The organism is Siccirubricoccus deserti, from assembly GCF_014283215.1.
GTDB lineage: Bacteria > Pseudomonadota > Alphaproteobacteria > Acetobacterales > Acetobacteraceae > Siccirubricoccus > Siccirubricoccus deserti.
Genome location: NZ_JACOMF010000014.1, coordinates 103607 through 123310, shown reverse-complemented (window position 1 = coordinate 123310; position 19704 = coordinate 103607). Strand labels below are relative to the sequence as shown.

At 71.3% G+C, this 19704-nt stretch carries 17 protein-coding genes; 14 read left to right on the top strand and 3 right to left on the bottom strand.

Annotated features, from left to right (window positions below; translation table 11 throughout):
• Window positions 1-320 precede the first annotated feature (320 nt).
• Complete coding sequence (locus H7965_RS13750; protein WP_186771154.1) at window positions 321-1208, top strand: TauD/TfdA dioxygenase family protein; 888 nt, start codon at window positions 321-323, stop codon at window positions 1206-1208.
• Window positions 1209-1295: 87 nt separating this feature from the next.
• Complete coding sequence (locus H7965_RS13745; protein WP_186771153.1) at window positions 1296-1649, top strand: DUF1428 domain-containing protein; 354 nt, start codon at window positions 1296-1298, stop codon at window positions 1647-1649.
• Between the two features lie 15 nt (window positions 1650-1664).
• Here the strand turns inward: H7965_RS13745 and H7965_RS13740 are convergent, their stop codons facing one another.
• Entirely contained in the window at window positions 1665-2984 is a 1320-nt protein-coding gene (locus tag H7965_RS13740; protein ID WP_186771152.1) for an NAD(P)H-dependent oxidoreductase, read from the bottom strand.
• Between the two features lie 349 nt (window positions 2985-3333).
• On the opposite strand from H7965_RS13740, the gene ltnD reads away from it, so the two are divergent.
• The 11 genes from ltnD (at window position 3334) to H7965_RS13685 (ending at window position 17002) form a co-directional block, all read left to right on the top strand.
• A complete protein-coding gene (gene ltnD, locus H7965_RS13735; protein ID WP_186771151.1) occupies window positions 3334-4230 on the top strand; it encodes an L-threonate dehydrogenase in 897 nt (298 codons plus the stop codon).
• A gap of 87 nt (window positions 4231-4317) precedes the next feature.
• A complete protein-coding gene (locus H7965_RS13730; RefSeq protein WP_186771150.1) occupies window positions 4318-4518 on the top strand; it encodes a hypothetical protein in 201 nt (66 codons plus the stop codon).
• Window positions 4519-4900: 382 nt separating this feature from the next.
• A complete protein-coding gene (locus H7965_RS13725; protein ID WP_186771149.1) occupies window positions 4901-6922 on the top strand; it encodes a hypothetical protein in 2022 nt (673 codons plus the stop codon).
• Window positions 6923-7026: 104 nt separating this feature from the next.
• Complete coding sequence (locus H7965_RS13720; RefSeq protein ID WP_186771148.1) at window positions 7027-7857, top strand: flagellin; 831 nt, start codon at window positions 7027-7029, stop codon at window positions 7855-7857.
• A 144-nt stretch (window positions 7858-8001) separates the two neighbouring features.
• Entirely contained in the window at window positions 8002-8382 is a 381-nt protein-coding gene (locus tag H7965_RS13715; RefSeq protein WP_186771147.1) for a flagellar biosynthesis regulator FlaF, read from the top strand.
• A gap of 17 nt (window positions 8383-8399) precedes the next feature.
• A complete protein-coding gene (locus H7965_RS13710; protein ID WP_186771146.1) occupies window positions 8400-9908 on the top strand; it encodes a methyltransferase domain-containing protein in 1509 nt (502 codons plus the stop codon).
• The gene (locus tag H7965_RS13705; protein WP_186771145.1) at window positions 9892-12174 is read left to right on the top strand and encodes a tetratricopeptide repeat protein; all 2283 of its coding nucleotides are present in this window, start codon (window positions 9892-9894) and stop codon (window positions 12172-12174) included. Before H7965_RS13710 ends, H7965_RS13705 begins: the two co-directional genes overlap by 17 nt.
• A gap of 27 nt (window positions 12175-12201) precedes the next feature.
• Window positions 12202-13491: a methyltransferase C-terminal domain-containing protein gene (locus H7965_RS13700; protein WP_261394187.1), complete on the top strand. Its 1290-nt coding sequence runs from the start codon at window positions 12202-12204 to the stop codon at window positions 13489-13491.
• 482 nt (window positions 13492-13973) lie between these two features.
• A complete protein-coding gene (gene egtB, locus H7965_RS13695) occupies window positions 13974-15182 on the top strand; it encodes an ergothioneine biosynthesis protein EgtB (protein WP_186771143.1) in 1209 nt (402 codons plus the stop codon).
• The gene (egtD, locus tag H7965_RS13690; protein WP_186771142.1) at window positions 15179-16138 is read left to right on the top strand and encodes an L-histidine N(alpha)-methyltransferase; all 960 of its coding nucleotides are present in this window, start codon (window positions 15179-15181) and stop codon (window positions 16136-16138) included. The genes egtB and egtD overlap by 4 nt, the downstream gene beginning before the upstream one ends.
• A gap of 111 nt (window positions 16139-16249) precedes the next feature.
• Window positions 16250-17002 (top strand): glycerophosphodiester phosphodiesterase, encoded by a 753-nt coding sequence (locus H7965_RS13685; protein ID WP_186771141.1) that lies wholly within the window; start codon window positions 16250-16252, stop codon window positions 17000-17002.
• A 496-nt stretch (window positions 17003-17498) separates the two neighbouring features.
• Here the strand turns inward: H7965_RS13685 and H7965_RS13680 are convergent, their stop codons facing one another.
• Window positions 17499-17732, bottom strand: a complete 234-nt coding sequence (locus H7965_RS13680) for a hypothetical protein (RefSeq protein WP_186771140.1) — start codon at window positions 17730-17732, stop codon at window positions 17499-17501.
• Between the two features lie 159 nt (window positions 17733-17891).
• On the bottom strand, window positions 17892-18743 hold the full coding sequence (locus tag H7965_RS13675) for a squalene/phytoene synthase family protein (protein WP_186771139.1): 852 nt from the start codon (window positions 18741-18743) through the stop codon (window positions 17892-17894).
• 127 nt (window positions 18744-18870) lie between these two features.
• Between H7965_RS13675 and H7965_RS13670 the strand changes: the two genes are divergently transcribed.
• Complete coding sequence (locus H7965_RS13670) at window positions 18871-19509, top strand: superoxide dismutase (RefSeq protein ID WP_186771138.1); 639 nt, start codon at window positions 18871-18873, stop codon at window positions 19507-19509.
• Window positions 19510-19704 lie beyond the last annotated feature (195 nt).

Sequence of the window (19704 nt, the reverse complement as noted above, 5' to 3'; positions counted from 1 at the left end):
CGAGTAGTGGCTGCCATAGGCAGGCAGTGCCGTCCGCCCCACCGCAAGCGCCTCACCGGCCACCCGCAGCGCCGACTTCGAAAGCGTCCGCATCGACCACCTCCGGACCGCTCATCCCAAGATAGCCGCCCAAAGTACCCAGCCAAGCCAGGGTTTCAACAGAGCAGCCCGGCCATCCAACCCATTGTTTTCATCGAGGCAGCGGAAGCACGAGCCAGGCCCGTGCATGGCGGAAGGCTGGCGGTCCGCAACTCCGCATTTCCCTGCTAAGCTGCTGCCAGCGAACCGGGCGAAAGCCCCGGGCAAGGGAGAAATCTGCCGTGACCCTGATTATCCGTCCCGCCAACCCCGCCCGGCCGGAATTCGTCGGCGAAGTTTCGGGGATAGACCTGCGCCGGCCGGTCGGCGCCGCCGAGGCCGCTGCCATCGAGGCCGGCATGGACCGCTACGGCGTGCTGGTCTTCCACGACCAGATGATCGACGACACCCAGCAGATCGCCTTCAGCCGCCACTTCGGCGATCTGGAATTGGCCACCGGCGACATCATCCAGGGCGCGGCGCGGCGGCTGGCGATGGAAGTGAACGACATCTCCAACCTCGACCGCGAGCTGAAGCCGCTGGCGCGGGACGATCGCAAGCGGCTGTTCAGCCTCGGCAACATGCTCTGGCACTCGGACAGCAGCTTCAAGCCTACGCCCGCCAAATACTCGCTGCTCTCGGCCCGGGTGATCCCGGGGCAGGGCGGCAACACCGAATTCGCTGACATGCGTGCCGCCTGGGACGCGCTGGATGCGGAGACTCAGGCGCTGGTCCGCGACCTGGTCTGCGACCACAGCCAGATCTTCTCCCGCGGGGTGCTGGGCTTCACCGATTTCACGCCGGAGGAGCTGGAGAAATGGGCCCCGGTGCCGCAGCGGCTGGTGCGCCGCCATCCCCGTACCGGCCGGCTCTCGCTGTTCCTCTCGGCCCATGCCGGCGCCATCCATGGCTGGCCGGTGCCGGAGGCGCGCGCCCTGCTGCGCGACCTGACCGAGCATGCGACCCAGCGCGAATTCGTCCACGCCCATGTCTGGCGCGAAGGCGATCTGGTGATGTGGGACAACCGCGTCACCATGCACCGCGCCCGGCGCTACCCGGCGGACAAGGTGCGGGACCTGCACCGGACCACGGTCGCCGATGTGGCGCCGAGCCTGGAGCAGGCGGCTTAGGCGGCCGCCGGCAAAACTTTTCCTCGGCCTGTCGGAATGCGCGGCGCCCGTTCGTCGTCCCGATAGTTGGAACCTGAGGAGACGATGATGCCCTATGTCGATGGCTTCGTGCTGGCGGTACCGAAGGCGAAGCTCGATGCGTACAAGGCGCTCGCCCGCACCGCGGGCGCGGTGTGGAAAGAACATGGCGCGCTCTCCTATGTGGAGTGCATCGCCGATGACGTGCCTTATGGCGAGCTGACCTCCTTTCCCCGCGCGGTGCAGGCGAAGGAGGATGAGATCGTCGTCTTCTCCTGGATCACCTACGAGGATCGGGAACGGCGCGACGCGGTGATGGCCAAGGTCATGGCGGACCCCCGGTTGAAGCCGGAAATGGAGGCCATGCCCTTCGACGGCAAGCGCATGATCTTCGGCGGCTTCACCAGTTTCCTGGAGCTGTAGCGGCTACGGGCCGGGTCAGCCGTCGTGGCGCCCGGCCTCCATCGCCCGGCGGATGCGTACCGCCTCCGCCGCCTCGTCCAGCGCCACATCGGCATAGCCGAGGATCGTCCCCGCCGGCACCGTCCGGGTCAGCCGCACGCCATGCGCGAGGCCGATCGGCAGGGCGCCGATCGCCCGTGACCGCGTGGCCGGGATGCACTTGCCCCAGACCATGGCGCCGCCCTCGCCATCCAGCACCTCGCCGGCCTTGAGGTCGCGCTTCGCCGTCGCCGCCACATCGCCGCGCCAGGCCACCGCCGCTCCGGTCGGCTCGCGCCGCAGCGCGGCGCTGGCAACCGAGACGCCGAGTTCGAGCCCGATCAGATGGTAGGGCCGCCACAGCGCGGCGAAGCGGCCGGAAGGATCGGTGTGGACGCCGTACTCCGAGAAGCAGCGGCGAATGTAGTCGGTCTCGCCCTCGAACACCGCATAGACGCCCCAGCGCAGGTCGCCCACCACCTGCCGCCCGTCCCGTTCCAGCGAGGAGACCACCTCCACCACCCCGCCGGCCCCGGCGAAGAGCTGCGGCAGGTCATGCGTGCCGCAGGGCGGGAAGGCGAGGCCGTCCTCCGGCGGGGCGAGGCCGGTGGCGTTGGCGATGGCAGCCATCTCGATCCCCGACTTCGTGCCGTCGAGGAAGCTGTTGAACATCTGCGGGTTCATGCCGCCGAGCCGTGCCTGCTCCTCGGCCAGCCCGTAATGGCCCCAGACGGTGGCGGGGGTGCTGGCGTGGTAGGCCGGCAGGTATTTGGTGCCCTTGCCGGCGGCGGTCACCGGCAGGCCCATGGCGCGGATGGTGTCCACCAGCTCGCAGACCAGCGCCGGCTGGTCGCCATAGGCCATGGAATAGACCACGCCGGCGGCTCGCGCCCGCTCAGCCAGCAGCGGGCCGGCGAGGACATCCGCCTCGACGTTCACCATGACCATGTGCTTGCCATGCTCGATCGCTGCCAGCGCATGGCGGATACCGGCGGCGGGGTGGCCGGTGCATTCGACCATGACCTCGATCCGCGGGTCGGCCAGCAGCGCCGCGGCATCCTCGGTCAGCCAGGTGGTGCGGGTAGCCAGCGCAGCGTCGAGGCTGGCGGCGCCATGCCGTTCCGCCGGCCAGCCGACCCGGGCCAGCGCCGCCCGCGCGCGGGGGATGGCGAGGTCGGCGATGCCGGCGACGTGCAGCCCCGGGCTGCGCGCCGCCATGGCGAGGAACATGGAACCGAATTTCCCGGCGCCGATGACGCCGACGGTGATGGGCCGCCCCGCCGCGGCGCGGGCGGCGAGCATCCGGTGCAGGTTCATAGACGTTCTCCCTGGCTCCCGGTTTAGCCGATGCGGCCCGGTGCGGCGACTTCGGGACGATGCCAGGCAAGGATCAGGGCATTGCCCGCTGCGCATACGTCCAACCCCACCCGTGGAGACAAGCGTCTCCCCCGGGTCTTTCGCATGAGGCCGCTGTCCGAACCGGCACACCCAAGCCCAGGCCGGGGCCGGGGAGCGCTCGTTCCCCAGCGGGGGCCTGGGGGCCCGGCTCCCGGCAATTCCGCCTTGATTCTACTTCGTAAGTGGCGCTGTCCGGCCACACGACACCCATGCTTGACGCATCGACCCGCCACCCGGACGCTGGCGCCGTTACATGGGGAGAGATCGCATGCGGATCGCCGTCATCGGCCTGGGCAGCATGGGCATGGGCGCCGCGCTGAACCTGCTGAAATCCGCTGGCCCCGACGTCGCCGGCGTCGACCCGCGGGAGGCGGCGCGGGCCGAATTCACCGCCGCCGGCGGCACCGCCGTTGCCAGTGCCGCCGAGCTGCCGCAGGGCACCGAAGCGGTGCTGGTGCTGGTGGTCAACGCCGCCCAGGCGCGGGAGGCATTGTTCGGCCCGGCCGGCGCCGCGCCGCGGCTTGCCCCCGGCGCGGTGCTGATCGTCAGCTCCACCATGGCGCCGGCGGATGCAAGGGCGCTGGCGACGGAGGCGGCGGCGCGCGGATTTCTCTACCTCGATGCGCCGGTCTCGGGCGGCGCCGCCGGGGCGAGGGCAGGCAAGCTCACCGTCATGGCTTCCGGCACGCCGGAGGCGGTGGCCAAGGCCGGGCCGGTCTTCGCCGCGACGGCGCAGAAGGTCTGGGACCTCGGCGCCGAGCCCGGCCTCGGCAGCACGATGAAGGTGGTGCACCAGCTGTTGGCCGGGGTGCATATCGCGGTGGCGGCGGAGGCGATGGCACTCGGCATCAAGGCCGGCATCGACCCGGAGACCCTCTATGGCGTGGTCACCGGCGCCGCCGGCAACTCCTGGATGTTCGAGAACCGCATGCGGCACGTGATCGATGGCGACGAGACGCCACGCTCGGCGGTCGACATCTTTGTCAAGGATCTTGGGCTGGTCGGCGATCTGGCGCGGGCGGAGGGCTTTCCGGCGCCGCTGGCGGCGCAGGCACACCAGCTCTTCGTCGCTGCCCGGGCGCTGGGGCATGGCGGCAAGGATGATGGCTTCGTCATCCGCGCCTATCAGGCGCTTACCGGGATCAGGCTGCCGAAGGATGCTTGACGGCCATGTGGCAGCGGCCGAGGATGTGTGAACAGAAACTGAACATTAACTCTTGCATCTGAGTTCTGTGTTTGTTCTTATCGACGCATGTCGAACCGCACCCTCTCGGCGCATGCCCAGCTCGTCATCCCGATGCCGCCGCTGCGAGTGCAGCGACGGCGCGCGATCAGCGCCGGCACCGGTACCAGCCACGGCCTCGGACCAGTGCAGGAAGCCTCGCTGGCCGGAATTATCTCGCTGTCCGGCTTCTGGGGACTGGCGGAGCTGGCCTTCCTGATCTTCGGCTAGGGCGAACTGCGGCACGGCCGTAGCGGCGGCGCGACCCACCGGCTCATGCGCGCGCCACCCGTACAAGCGGGTCCGGCCGAGGCGGTGCCGAAGGCACCGTCCTGGTTGCGGGCTGGTTGCCGTTGCGGTTGTGTATTCTCCGAAAGCGATAGCTTGCCGCTGCCGTTCTACCTTGGATCGCTCACGTAAAATCGTGTGGCCATATCCGGCGGCTGCGCATCATTTTGCCCGCGTCGCGCGGGGAATCCCGTGAGGCTACAAACGCTCGCCGCCCACCGGCACGGTCAGCCTTGCGGCAGCGCTCATCTGAACACCATGCGGGTGCGGGTTTCGCGCGGCGAACCGTCGCGGAGCATCGCGTCCCTTGCGCGAGGCTGAATTGATGAATCTGAATGTCCTGCTACGTGGCCAGTCCAACGCCTTCCTGCTCGGCGCGATCAACGGTGGTGCCGATGCAATGATCAACCGAGTTGAACAACTGCTCGGCTTCGACGGCGTCAATGATACGGTGCGGCTGGAATTCGCCAGCGACTCCTCCGGGGGCAACACCGTCTTCAGCGGCACCTCCTTCCTCACCGATTGGATCGGGACGCAGGGCAATGGCTGGACGGTGGCGGAACTGGAGCAAAGCCTGCTCGACTACATCAACACCCTGCCGGCGGCGCAGAAGGCCGAGCCGACCGCGGTGGTCTGGCTGCACAGCGAATACGACAGCGGCTTCGGCGACCTGACCCCTGCCGAATGGGAGAGCGCGGTGCGCTACGATGCGGCGCTGGTCCGCGCCGCCTTCGGCCAGTCGGCGGCCGCGCTGCCCTACCTCTTCGTCAGCGCCATCCCTTACGACCAAGGCACCGGCACCGGCCACCAGGCGATCCGCATCGGCATGGAGGAACTGGCGGCCGACCCCGGCTTCAACGCCCATATCGCCGCCCGCGCCCTCGATACCGACATGAGCTTCGATAACTGGGACGGAAACGCCGCCACCCAGGAATACGGCGGCTCCCACATGTCGAACGCCGATGGCCTGCAGACCGGGGAGCGGCTGGCGCTCGCGCTGGCCCAACAATGGGCGCAATACGCCAAGCCAGGGTCGCCGGTGGCGCAGGCCGGTGGTCAGGTGGACGACATCGGACCGCAGGTGATACAGGCCAATGCGGTCGGGACGAACCAGCTGGCGCTGACCGTCGCCTTCGATGCCGCCAGCGCGCTGCAGGCGCTGGATCCCGATGCGGCACGCGGTGTCGGCTGGACCGTCATCGGTGCCGGCGGCCCGTCCACCGCGGTGGATGCCACCAGGGCGACCCTGACCGGGGCGAATACGCTGGTGCTCGATTTCGCCGAAGCGCTGCCGGCGGGCGGCCGGCTGTACTACGGCTGGGGCAACGGAAGGCTGGCCGGGGCGGACGACAGCGGCCGCGGCAATGCGGTCTACGACGAACACGGGATGCCGATCTGGGTGGCTGCGCACGGGCTGGCGGTCGGCGGCCTCGGCGCTGCGGCGGCCCCGGCGCTGCCGACCGCCGGCGGCGGCGCCATGCCGGCGGCGATCTTCGGCATGCCCGGCGCGGCCTGGGACCAAGCCGGGCTGGTCTGGACCGGCAGCCATGACTACGCAGGTACCACCTACCAGACCTATGGCGCCAAGACCGTCTGGGCCGGCGTCGACACCATGGCGCTGGCGCCCGCCGCCTGGAACGCCAACTGGTCGGGCATCCTGGCGGTCGATAACATCCCCAACGCCAACCTCGACCTCAGCGCCGCCGGCGGCAATCCGCTGGACCTGCTGCTGGTCGGCGCCCGCGGCGGCACGGTGACCCTCGGCAATGGCAATGACGGGCTGGTCTGGGTGGCCCACAGCAACGCCCCCGGCCATGGCGCCACGCTGGTGGTCAACACCGGCGCCGGCAACGACCGGGTGGAGGTGACGGCGGTGGGATTGAGCCAACTCGCCGACGGCAACCGCTTCGACAATGGCGGGCTCTATGATCCGGATTACGATGGCCGCTATTCCGTCGCCGAGGTGCATCTCGGCGGTGGCCGGGATCTGGTCAACGTCACCGGACTGGCGAAGCTCGTTGCCTTCACCGGAGATGCGCTGGCGACGGCGAATGGCGGCGGCGGCGGCGACGCCTTCCTCATCGGCAGCGGCGGCGGCAGCTTCTCCGGCGGCGACGGCGGCGACAGCTACGTCTTCGTGCCCGGCTCCGGCAACAGCACGATCGCCGATTTCACCCGGGGCGAGGATTGGCTGACCTTCGCCGGTATCCCCGCCGGCGCGCTGGCGATCACCGCGGCGACCCAGGACGGCGTGGCCGGCACCCTCGTCACCTTCGATGCTGCCGGCCACAGCGTGTTCCTGGCCGGGGTGGGCGGCCTCAACGGCAGCGACATGGTCTTCTTCTGAGCGGCAGGTAAGCGGGATTCCGGATTAACCCGACCTTCATCCCGACCGGCCAAACTGGCCGGGGTCCCGGACGATCCGGGACCGGGGATCGGAGGAAAACCCGAATGCCTTTGAACTCGGTGAACACCAACATCGGCGCCCGGGTGGCGCTGCAATCGCTGAACCGCACCACCACGGAACTGGAAGCCACCCAGAAACGCATCTCCACCGGTTATCGCGTGGCGGATGCGAAGGATGACGGCGCCGCCTTCGCCGTCGCCGAGCGCGTCCGCGGCGACATCGCAGCAACGACATCGGCGAATGAGCAACTGGGCGGCGCGAAAGGACTGCTCGACGTCGCCAACGCCAGCCTCGAGAATGTCTCCAACGCGCTGTCCAAGCTGAAGACCCTGACGGTGAAGCTGGCGGATGGCACACTGACCGACGACCAGCGCACCCAGTACCAGACCGCCGTCAAGGAGATCACCAACAACATCAAGGCGTTCATCAACGACGCCAGCTACAACGGCAAGAACATCACCGACGGCACCAGCACCTCGGTCGATATCGTCACCAACGCCGATGGCGATCGCTACACCATCACCGGCTTCAACGGGCTGACCAGCGTGTTCGACGCGGTCTCCGGCTTCAACAGCTACACCGCGGGCAGCGCCGCGGCGGCGCTGACGGCGACCGGCGCGCTGAACACCGCCATCGCCACCACGCTGACGCAGCTCAACAGCTTCGGCAGCTACTCGAACTACATCGACAGCCAGATCAACTACAACAAGGCGAAGATCGATGCCCAGGAAGGCGGTCTCGGCGCCCTCGTCGATGCCGATCTGGCGAAGGAATCGGCCCGGCTGCAGTCGCTGCAGATCCGCCAGCAGCTTGGCACCCAGGCACTCGGCATCGCCAACCAGGCGCCGCAGACCCTGCTCAGCCTGTTCCGCTAGGCCCATGGCTGCGCGCCGGTCGCCCCATGGGGTGGCCCAATGGCCCGGCAGCGGCGTCAGGCGAGGTCGGCAGGATGCCGGCCGGTGCCTTCACCCGGCATTGCGGTCCGACCGCCCGGCTGAAGTCCCCTCCAGGAAGGACCGATGCGCATGACCACCGAGACCCCTTTTCCCGACCGCGCCGTCGCCCCCTCCCAGCCCGCCTCCGCAGGTGCTGCGGCCTATCGCCGCCGCCTGTCGTCGAAGCAGATGGAGGCCGAGGTCTTCGCCCGTGCCAACCGCAGCATCCGCGAGCTTGAGAGCGGCAGCCCGCTCGCCCGCGCCCGTGCCGCGGTGGACAACCGCCGGCTTTGGAGCGCCGTGCATGGCGCGGTGCTCGACCCGGCCAATGGCTTGCCGGTTGCGCTGCGGGCGCAGATCGCCGGCGTGGCCCTCGCGGTGATCCGCGAATGTGAGCAGCCGGAGCCGGATTTCGGCTTCGTCCAGGACATGAACGAGCATTTCGCCACCGCCCTCTGGCGCTGACCGGGAACCCCGCCGCGATGTCCGACCGCCCGGCTGCCATGCCCGCCGCTTCCCGCGCTGTTCCCGCCGCGGCCCCGGCGCTGGCCACCCGCCTGCTCGACCGCGCCCGGCTGCTGCTGCGCCAGGGCAGGCCAGGGGAAGCCTTGCCGATCCTCGACCGATTGGTCCGTCTGCCTGGCGGCGATACGGCGGCGCTGCTGCTGCGGGCCGAGGCGCTGCTCGGCCTCGGCAGGCCCGATGCCGCGGAGGCAGCGGCGACGGCGGCGCTAGAGCGGCTCGCCGGGCCGGCGCCCGCCGTGGTGGTCCCGCCGGCAGCGGCCGTCGCGCTGCTGCTGCGCGCCCGGGCACGGCAGGCTGCCGGCAGCCTCGACCCGGCGATCGATGACGCCGCCGCGGCGGTGATGGCGGTGCCGGGCGACGCCGGCGCCAAGCAGGTGCTCGGCGCCGCGCTGCTTGAGCAGCAGCGCTTCGACGAGGCGATCTGGTTCCTTGGCGAGGCCTTCCGTGCCGCGCCCGAGGACCCGCAGCGCCAACTGCGGCTCGGCCAGGCCTTCATGCTGGCGCAGCGGCATGAAGCGGCGGCGGAGTTGCTGGCGCATTGCGCCGCCGGCCACCCGGACCTGCCGGGGGTGGTGGCGCTGCAGGCGCAGAACCGGCTGCTGGCAGGTGATCCGGCCGGCGCGGCGGCGTTGGTCCGCGCCGCTCTCGGCCGCGGCGTGGTGGAGGCCGGGCTGCACAGCGTGCTGGCCCATGTGCTGATCGGCGAGGCCGATACCGAGGGGGCGGCGCAGCATTTCACCGCCGCCGCCCGGCTGGCGCCGCGCAACGCCTATCTCGGCCATCTCGCCGCCGCCCTGGCCGGCAGCCCGGCTGACATGCCGGACCGCGCCGCCGATGCCTATGTGCGCACCGTCTTCGACGGCTATGCGCCGCGCTTCGAGGCCTCGCTCATCAGCCTGGGCTACCGGGTGCCGGGGCTGATGCGCCAGGCCGTGGAACGGCTGTTGCCGGAGGTGGCCGGGGGCGCCGCCAAGCTCGGCCCGGTGCTCGACCTCGGCTGCGGCACCGGCCTGGTCGGCGCCGCCCTCTCCGACTTGATCGGCGGGCCGCTGGTCGGGGTCGATCTGTCGCGGCCGATGCTGGAGCAGGCCGCCGCCAAGGGCATCTACACCACCCTGCACCAGGCCGAGGCCTCAGCCGCATTGCTTGGGCCGATGCCGCCGCAGGCGCTGATCACCGCCGCCGACGTGTTCTGCTACTTCGGCCGGCTGGAGCTTCTGCTGGAGCGCTGCCGTTCCCGGCTCAGGCAGGGCGGGCTGCTGCTGTTCAGCCTGGAGCGCGCGGCGCCGGGGGAGGGCTGGCAACTCGGCCCGCGCGGGCGCTTCCGCCATGCCGCCGATTACGTCGCGGGCTGCCTGGCGGCGGCCGGGCTGCAAAGCCTCGAATGCCGGGAGGAGGTGCTGCGGCAGGAGGCCAATGGCGTGGTCGATGGTTTGCTGGTGGTCGCCCGTGCCACCGGTCACTGAGGCCGATGCCGGCTACCGCGCGGGGATCGCGGCCCTGGCGCAGGGCACCCCGGATGCCGCCCTGCCGCTGCTGCAGGCCGCCGAGCGGGCCGGGGAGGGCGGCGGCTTTGCCGCGCTGAACCTCGGCCTGGCGCTGATGCAACTCGGCCGGCTGAGCCAGGCCGAGGCGGCGCTCACCCGTGCCGCCGCGGCGCTGCCCGACCACCCGGAGCCGTACTTCCGCCTCGGCACCATCGCGGGGGTGCGCGGCGAGGCGGGCAGGGCGGAGGCGCTGTTCCTTGCCGCGCTGGACCGTGCCCCGCACCATGTCACCGCCCTCGCGGCACTCGCCGCGCTGGCGGAAGCCGCCGGCCACCTGGCGCAAGCCGCCGATCTGGTCGCCCGCGCCCGCGCCGCTGACCCGGAAGAGCCGGAACTCGAACTCGCCGCCGCCCGGCTTGCCCTGCTGCGCGGCGAGGCCGAGGCCGCCGCCGCCGGCGCCGCCGCGGTGCTGGCGCAGCGCCCGGCGCATCCTGCCGCGGCGAAGCTCTATGCCGAGGCGCTGCTGGCAAGGCTCGACCCCACCGCCGCCCTGGCGGTGGTGGCGGCGCGGGCGGCGGAGGATCCCTTCGCCGCGGGCTGGGCCCTGGCCGCGGCCCGGCTGCACGCCGCCGCCGGCCAGCCGGCCGCAGCGCTCGCCGAATGGCAGGCGGCGGCGCTGCTTGCGCCGGAGCAACCGGAAGTCCTCGCCCTGCTTGGCTTGGCGCTGGACGAGGCCGGACGACGGGCGGAGGCGGAGCCGCTGCTGCGCGCCGCCATCACCGCCCGCCCGACCGACCTCGACCTGCGCAACCGGCTGGCGACCATGCTGTGGCGCAATGGCCGCAGCGCCGCAATGCTGGAGGTGCTGGACCAGGCGATGGTGGAATTCGGCCCACAGCCGACCCTGATGATGAACCGCGCCCTGGCGCTGAACGCGGTCGGGCGGCAGGCGGAGGCCTTGGAGTCGGCCGATGCCGCGGTGCCCGCGGGCGGCGTGCTGGCGCTGGTCAACCGCATCGCCGTGCTGCCCTACCACCCGGAGCGGGGCCATGCGCTTGCACTGCGCGACTGTGGTCGGGCGATCGCGGCGAAGCTCGGCCCCGCCGCGCCCGCCGTGCACCGGCCGCGCGAGGCCGGGCGTCGGCTGCGGGTCGGGTTGCTCTCTGGCGGACTCGGCCGCCACCCGGTCGGCTGGCTGACGGTGGCGGGGCTGGAGGCGCTGCCGGCGGCGGAGTTCTCGCTGCATGCCTTCGCCTTGAAGCCGCGCGAGGACATGCTGGCGGCGCGCTTCCGCGCCTGCTGCGCCGGCTGGCATGAGATGCAGCACCGCAGCGATGCCGAGATCGCGGCGGCGATCGCCGCCGAGCGGATCGACATCCTGATCGACCTCGGCGGCTACGGCGAGAGCGGCCGGCTCTTCGTGCTGCAGCACCGCCCGGCGCCGGTGCAGATCAAATGGGTCGGCGCGCAATTCTCCACCACCGGCCTCGGCTGTGTGGACTGGATGCTGACCGATCGCTGGGAGACACCGGCGGGGTTCGAGCATCTCTATTCCGAACGGCTGCTGCGGCTGCCGGATGGCTATGTCTGCTACGCCCCGCCGGCCTACGCGCCACCGGTCACCCTGCTGCCGGCGCTGGCGGGCCAGGGCGCGGCCAAAGGGGTGCGCTTCGGCTGCTTCAACAACCTGGCCAAGGTGACGCCGGCGGTGCTGACGGCCTGGGCCCGCATCCTGGCGGCGCTGCCCGAGGCCACGCTGGAACTCCGCACCCCTGTGCTCTCGGAGGCTTCGGCGCGGGAGGGGCTGCTGGCGCGGATGGCGACGGCGGGGCTGCCGGCGGAGCGGGTGACGCTGCTCGGCGGGGTGCCGCATCAGGCGCTGCTGGCCGCCTATGGTGGCATCGACATCGCCCTCGACCCCTTCCCCTACACCGGCGGGCTGACGGTCTGCGAGGCACTGTGGATGGGGGTGCCGGTGGTGAGCCTCGCCGGTGACAGCTTTGCCGGCCGCCATGCCCTCAGCCACTTGTCGAACATCGGCCTTCCGGATTGGGTCGCGACGACGCCAGAGGCGTATGTCGCCCAGGCGGTGGCGCGGGCGCGCGACCTGCCGGCGCTGGCGGCGGTACGGGCGGGGCTGCGGGCGCGGGTCGCGGCCTCGCCGCTGGTCGATGCGCCGCGCTTCGGCCGCGGGCTGGCGGCAGCGCTGCGCCGGGCTTGGAGTGAATGCTGCGCCATGGGCTGACCGTGGTCGTCGGTGGCCGGCAGGCGCATGCCCGGCCATGCGCATGCAACAGCCGCCACCCTCGGGCGTTGCATCAGGGACCCAGGCGGAGGGCATCGGCGGGTGGCGGACAGGCCTTGGCCGGCGCGTGGTGCCGCGGCTGGCTGGCGCAAATGGCGGCCAGGCGCCGGACCGGGAGCGGCGATCCGCGCCTGCCGGGCTTGTGGCGCCCTGATTCATGCCGGGTTGGTGGATCTGGGCCTGATGCCGGTGACTGTGGCGCCGGTATCGCCCACGGCTGCGGCGGAGCCGGTGGCGGCGGTAGGACTCGAACTGCTGCTGTGTCCGGATTGCCGGCTGCTGCAGCCGGCGCATCGGGTGACGGTGCCGGCTGAACCGCGGCTGGCGACCGAACGCTGCGTTACCACCCTGATCGCCCGCTTCCAGCTGCGGCCGGACATGCCGGTGACGGTGCTTGCCGATGGTGGCGCCGGCTGGCTACCCATGCTTCGGCGCTTCGGCTTCACCCCGGGTTTGGCCCGGTCCGGCACCGCCGTGGCGCAGCGGCTGCGCGAGGTGACGGCACCGCCGGGACTGCTGCTGGCAGGGGATGCCATCGGGCGCAGCGCGGCGCTGCCGGATCTGTTGGAGGGCATCCGCCAGTTGCTCGCGCCGGGCGGCATCGCGGTCTTCGACCTGCCGGATCTGCTTCGCGTGGTTGAGGCCAACCGCTTCGACCTGTTCTGCCCCGGCCGCAACGCCTGGCCTTCCCTGCTCGTGGCGGAAATGCTGCTGGGTCAGCACGGGCTGGTGGTGTGTGGGTTGGTGCGGCCACCCGGGCTGCTGCGGCTGCTGGTCTGCCATGCCGAGGACCATGGCAAGCCGGTCGGCTCCGAGGTTGCCGCCCGACGTGCTGCCGAAAGAGTGGCTGGGCTGGAGTCCGGCGAGGCCTATCAGCGCCTGGCGGAGGTGGTGCTGGAGACCCGCGCCGCGGTGTTCGACCTGCTGCTGGCGGCCCGGCGCGACGACCGCCAGGTGCTGGGGCTCGGTGCCTCGGCGGCGGCGGCGCGGCTGCTGGCGGGGTGCGGCATCGGTCCAGGTCTGCTGCCGGGCACGGTGGATGCACACCCACCCTGGCATGGGATGGTGCTGCCCGGCAGCCGGGTGCCGGTGGTGCCACCAGAGGCGCTGGCGGCGGTAGTCCCGGATCTGGTGCTGGTGCTGGATGGCAGGCCGGCCAGCGAGGCGCGGCAGCTCCTCGGCGAGGCCGGGCTTTGGACCGCCAGAATCGCGGTGATCCTGCCAAAATTCCAGATCATCCGTGCAGGCACCGCCTGAACAAGATGAAGTTGCTTTTTTGTTCCGGCCGGGTGGGGCCTTGTGCTACCGCTCGGTAGGGCAGGGTGCACGCATCAGGATTTGCGGTTGGCGCAGGCATGGGGGTGGCGGGCCAATGTATTGGCGGGGCCGATGGGGGCACCCCTGATCCGACTGTTCTGATTCAACGGCTTTGCCAGCCGGTTCGCGTCCGGTGTCGCAGCGTCCCGCGACGGCTCGGGCCGGGCCCGGTCCCGGCCGGGCATCGACAGACGGCCCAGGGCAGCCGATCCTGCCGTCGGGTCGGGGAATGCTCCGGCCCAGCCGGGCGAAGCATTGCCGGTGCACGTGGAACCGCTGCCGCTGCCTGGCTTTTGCCCTGGGGGTTGATCTGGGCGCCGGAGCCGACTGGGTGTCCGACACGCATCGGACAGGCCGATCCACCGCCGGCCGTGGTGCCGCTTCGCGGGATCGGACTACGAGGGAGAGGACCGAACAGAAGCATGAATGCGATCGACTCCGCCGTCTGGCACCGACCCACAGCGGCCCTGGCATCGCGCTATGCCTCGGTGCGGGCCCGCACCGAGGCGCTCGCCGCGCCGCTTTCCGCCGAGGACCAGTGTATCCAGTCCATGCCCGACGCCAGCCCGGCGAAATGGCACCGGGCGCATACCACCTGGTTCTTCGAGACCTTCCTGCTGCTGCCACACAGCCCTGGCTACCGGCGGCTGAACGAGGATTACGCCTTCCTCTTCAACTCCTACTACGAGGCCGGGGGACCTAGGCACGACCGGCCGCGGCGCGGCATGCTGACCCGGCCTTCGGCCGCCGAGGTCAGCGCCTATCGCACCCATGTCGACGCTACCATGGAAGGGCTGCTGCGCGAGCCGCCGGGTGAGGCGGCGGCGCTGGTCGAACTCGGCCTGCAGCATGAGGAGCAGCACCAGGAGCTGCTGCTGACCGATATCCTGCACGCGCTGGCGCAGAATCCGCTGCTGCCGGCCTATGACCCCGCCTGGCGGGAACCCACCGCGGCGGAGGGCCCGGCGCAATTCCTGGCCGGCCCGGAAGGGGTGGCGGAAATCGGCAACCCCGGCACCGCCGGCTTCGCCTTCGACAATGAGCAGCCGCGCCACCGCACATACCTCCAGCCCTACCGCATTGCCGACCGGCTGGTGACCAATGCCGAATGGCTCGGCTTCATAGACGATGGCGGCTACCGCAACGCCCTGCTCTGGATGAGCGCCGGCTGGGCCGCACGCGCCGCCGGAGGCTGGGAGGCGCCCTTCCATTGGCACCGCCGCGACGGCGCCTGGTTCCAGTACGGGCTGGGCGGGCTGCGTCCGCTCGACCCCGCCGCGCCGGTGCGGCACATCTCCTGGTACGAGGCCGAGGCCTTCGCCCGCTGGGCCGGCAAGCGGCTGCCGACCGAGGCGGAATGGGAGGCGGCTGCGGCGCTGCCCAGGTTGCGGGATGCCGAGGGCGTCGCCTGGCAATGGACCGGCAGCGCCTACCGCCCCTATCCCGGCTTCCGCCCCTGGGTAGGCGCGGTCGGCGAGTACAACGGCAAGTTCATGGCGCAGCAGATGGTGCTGCGCGGCGGCTCGCTGGCGACGCCGCCCGGCCATTCCCGCGCCACCTATCGCAACTTCTTCCCGCCGGAGTCGCGTTGGCAATTCACCGGATTGCGGCTGGCGGAGGATGCGGCGTGAGCGGCGCGCTCGCCCGTGACGCCGCCGCCGCCCAGCGCGCGGCGCTGGTCGCCGACGCGCTGGCCGGCCTTTCCGCCCCGCGCAAGACACTGCCGTGCAAATGGCTGTATGATGCCGAGGGTGCCCGGCTGTTCGAAGCCATCACCCGGCTGCCGGAGTACTATCCGACCCGGACCGAGATGCGGATCCTGGAGGAGTCCGGCCCGGCGATCGCGGAGGCCATCGGCCCTGGCGCCGCCGTGGTGGAATTCGGCCCCGGCGACGGGTTGAAGGCGGTGCAACTGCTGCGGGTGCTGCAGGCGCCGGTGGCTTACCTGCCGGTGGACATCGCGCCGGAATGGCTGGAAGCCGCGGCCTCCCGCGTCGCCGAGGCCTTTCCCGGCCTGCCGGTGCGTCCGGTGGTGGCGGATTTCACCCAGCCTTTCGCGCTTGCTGGCAGGGCCGAGGGCAGCACCACGCACCTTGGCTTCTTTCCCGGCTCGACCATTGGCAATTTCGCTCCGGAAGAGGCGGTGGCCTTCCTGCGCCGGGCGCGGTTGAGCCTGAAATCCGGGGCGCGGCTGCTGCTCGGTGCCGATCTGGTGAAGGATCCGGCGGTGCTGGAGGCGGCCTATGACGATGCCGCAGGGGTCACGGCCGCCTTCAACCTCAATCTGCTGCGGCGGCTGAACCGCGAGGCGGGGGCGGATTTCGACCTCGACGGCTTCCGCCATCAGGCCGTCTGGAATGCCGGGCTGGAGCGGGTGGAGATGCATCTGGTGGCGCAGCGGCCACAATCGGTACGGCTCGCCGGGCGAACAATCCGTTTCGCCGCCGGCGAGACCATCCACACCGAGAGCAGCCACAAGTACCGCCCCGACCGGTTGCGGACCCTGGCGGAGGCCGGCGGCTGGCGCGAGGCGGCGATGTGGACCGATCCGGCGGGATTGTTCTCGGTCTGGCTGCTGGAAGGCTAGGGCGGATCGCGGAGGGGCGTGAACGCCCCGGAAGGTGATCCGCGCCGCAAGCAGCAGGCTGCAGCGGCGGTGACGTTCAGACCTGGGCACGAACGCTGTAGGCTCGGGGCCATGCCCCTGACCCAAATCGCCAGCCACCGTGGCGGCGCCTTCCTCTGGCCGGAGAACAGCGCCCTGGCCTTCCGCCAGGCGCTGGCGCTGCCGGCCGAACAGCTTGAGCTCGACGTGCATCTCTCGGCCGATGGCGTGCCGATGGTGATCCATGATGCGACGCTCGACCGCACCAGCGATGCGCAGGGTCCGGTGCGCGCCCGCGAGCGGGACGCGCTGCGGGCGGTGCGGCTGCGCGGCACCGGTGGCGAGAGTCTGCCGACCCTGGCCGAGGCGGCGGCGCTCACCCACGCCGCCGGCCGAATGCTGCGGCTGGAGATCAAGGCGGATGCCGCAGGCCGGCCTTACCCCGAGGTGGTGCCGCGCTGCCTTGCTGTGCTGGACGCCGAGGCGATGCGCTCCCGCACCGTGCTGATGAGCTTCCAGCCGCTGACGGTCGCCGAGGCCGCTGCCGCGGGTGGGCTGGCCAGGCTGGTGCTGCTGCTGGAGGCCAAGCCCTGGCGCGGCATGGGCGTGGCTGGTGCGGTGGCGCTGGCGCGGAGCTGCGGCGCGGGGGAGATCGGCCTGCCGGTCGGCGAGTATGACGCACCGGCCGTGGCGGCGCTGCGGCAGGCCGGGCTGGCGGTTGGCGCCTGGGGCGCCAATGACGCTGTGGGCATCGGCCGGGCCTTCGACCTCGGCCTCGATGTTATCGCCACGGACGACCCGCCGCTGGCGCTGCGGCTGCGCCAGGACCGGCTGGCCGGCGGCTGAGACCGGCTGTGGCCGCGCCTGGTCTCCGGACTCAGGGCCAGCCGGGGTCGTCGCGATGGGCGTCACGCCGCTCGCCTTGCGCGCCGCTGTGATGGTGCCCGCGGTGTGAGGCTGGGGAAGGCGGAGTGTGGGCGCTGGGACGGGGCGTGAACCCGGCGCGGCGGTGGGGCGTAGCGTAGGCCAGGGCCGGCGGTGGTGGCGGGCTGTAGCGGCGGACGGACGGTGCGTAGACATGGATCGGCGCCAGACGATAGCCCCCGCCATGGCCGCCGGGCGGCGGCACGCAGGCCATGAGCGAGGTACCAAATACGGCCGGCACGGGCAGTTTCACGCAGGGGATGGTCGAGGCAGCATGCCGGTCCTCAGGCTGCGGGTGCCCCCCTGGGCGTTAGCGATCACAGGTTGGAGATCGTACATGCTGCGGCGGGGCATCACCGCTGCCGCACCACTTCGGTTTGGACCTCACGCGGAACCCATGCGCACCAGCTGAACGGTGCTACCGCCAGCCGACCGGCCACGGCGCCGCAGACCAACGCCAGCGGTGATGGCCGCCCCAGCGGCCGTGGCCAGCATGGTATGGCGGGGCATAGGCATAGCCCGGGCTATGCCGATAGCCGCCACCATGGCGATGGCCGTAGCCGCCATGCGGATAGACCGCACAGGCGGAGAGGGTGGCGCAGAGCGCGACCGCGGCGAACAGCTTCAGGAAAGGCGACGAACGGCGGGCCATGGCGACCTCCTCGGATGCAGAGGGTGGGGTGTCCCCACCGCTGCTGGCATCAGGCGCCCGCCGCATGGCGGGGCCGGGGCCACGCCAAGGTTTCCTTGCGGCACGCGTGCCATGCCGGCGCCGCAATCCGGCCGACCGGTGGAGCCTGCCGGAGCCGCGTCAGACCCGGCCGAGCAGCCCGGCCAGCGCTACTGCGGCGCGGTCGCCGAAGCCGCGCTCGGCCGGCACGGTGCGCCCCGCCGCCAGCCGCCGCAGGTCCCGCCGCGCCAGCACCAGCGGCAGCGCCGCCGCCAGCGCGCCACGTGGCAGCCCGCGCAGCCTTTGCCGGAGGCCGGGCAGGGTATCCAGCGCTGGCCGGGCCAAGCTGGCGACCACTCGCCGCACCGCTGCCGCTGTGGGCGCCGCCATTACCGCTTCCGGCGCCAGCCCCTCCGCCGCCAGCGCGTCCAGCGGCAGCAGGCAGCGCCCCCGCGCCGCCAGGGCCGGAACGCTGCGCAGCACTCCGGCCAAGCCATAGGCCGCGCCAGCGTCCTGCAACGCCGGCAGCACCGCCGGCGGTGCCCCAAGCAGCCATCCGGCGGCGACCGCGAAGCCGCCGGCGGTGCCGCGCAGATAGGCAGCGAAGGCGGCTGTGGTCGGGATCCCTTCCTCCTCCGCCTCGGCCTCCCGCGCATCCACCATGGCAAGCAGCCTGTCCGCGTCGAAGGCGCCGGCGCGAATCGCCGCATGCAGCGGCGCCGCCACCTCATGCCGCCGCGCCGGCTTGCCGGCGGCCGCATCCTCCACCACGTCGCGCCACCACTGCAGCCGCATCAGCGCGATCAGCGGAGTCTTCGCCGCCTCCCGCGCCCGCGCCAGCTCATGGTTGAAGGCGATCAGCGCGAACAGCGTCTCCCGCGCCGCTTGCGGTGCGAAGATCGCGCAGAGGAAGCGGTCGGGGTCGTGCCGGCGCGCGAAGCCCGCCACGCCCTCCAGCACGCGGGTTCCGGAAGGGTCTGAAGGCTTGGCCATGCCGCCTTATGCCCGGCCCTTGCTTGACGCGCCACGGCACCCCGCTTAGCTCTTGGCGCGGCTCCCGGGCCTCGCGGTGACCCCGTGCCGGGCGCGTCCGTATCCAAGAATCCAGGAGAGACAGCCCATGGCCTTCAGCCTGCCGCCGCTGCCGTATTCCACCAACGCGCTCGCCGCCCAGGGCATGTGCCAGGAGACGCTCGAGCTGCATCACGGCAAGCATCACAACGCCTATGTCGTGGCGTTGAACGGCTTGATCGAGAGCAAGGGCCTGCAGGGCAAGAGCCTCGAGCAAATCGTCGCCGACGCCGGCAAGGCCGGCACCGATGGCCTGCCGGTGCTGAACCAGGCCGGCCAGCACTGGAACCACCTGCTGTTCTGGCAGGTGATGTCGCCCAAGGGCGGCGGGGACAAGCTGCCGGCGACGCTGGCGGCGAAGATCGACCAGGATCTCGGCGGCCTGGCCCAGTTCAAGGAGGCCTTCAAGCAGGCCGGTGTGACGCAGTTCGGCTCCGGCTGGGCTTGGCTGATCATCGGCGCCGACGGCAAGCTGAAGGTGACCAAGACCCCGAACGGTGCCAACCCGATCTCGACCGGCGAAGGCACGCCAATCCTCGGCGTCGATGTCTGGGAGCACGCCTACTACCTGGACTTCCGCAATGTGCGGCCGAACTACCTCGACAACTTCCTGAACAAGTTGGTGGATTGGGAAGTGGTGAACACCCTGCTGCAGCAGGGTGGCATCAAGTCCGGCCAGTCGGCGTAACCGGCCACTGCGTGATGATCAGGGGTGCCCGGGAAGCCGGGCACCCTTTTTCATGGGGTGGCGGACTTCCTGATACGCGCGCGGCCGTTTCGGGATGGGTTCTGCCCCGCTGAGCTCACCCTGCCAAAGCCGCAGGGTCGCCGGAAGCGAATACCCCGACAAAGCGGTTCAAGGGCCTTCCGCTGGGGGAATTTG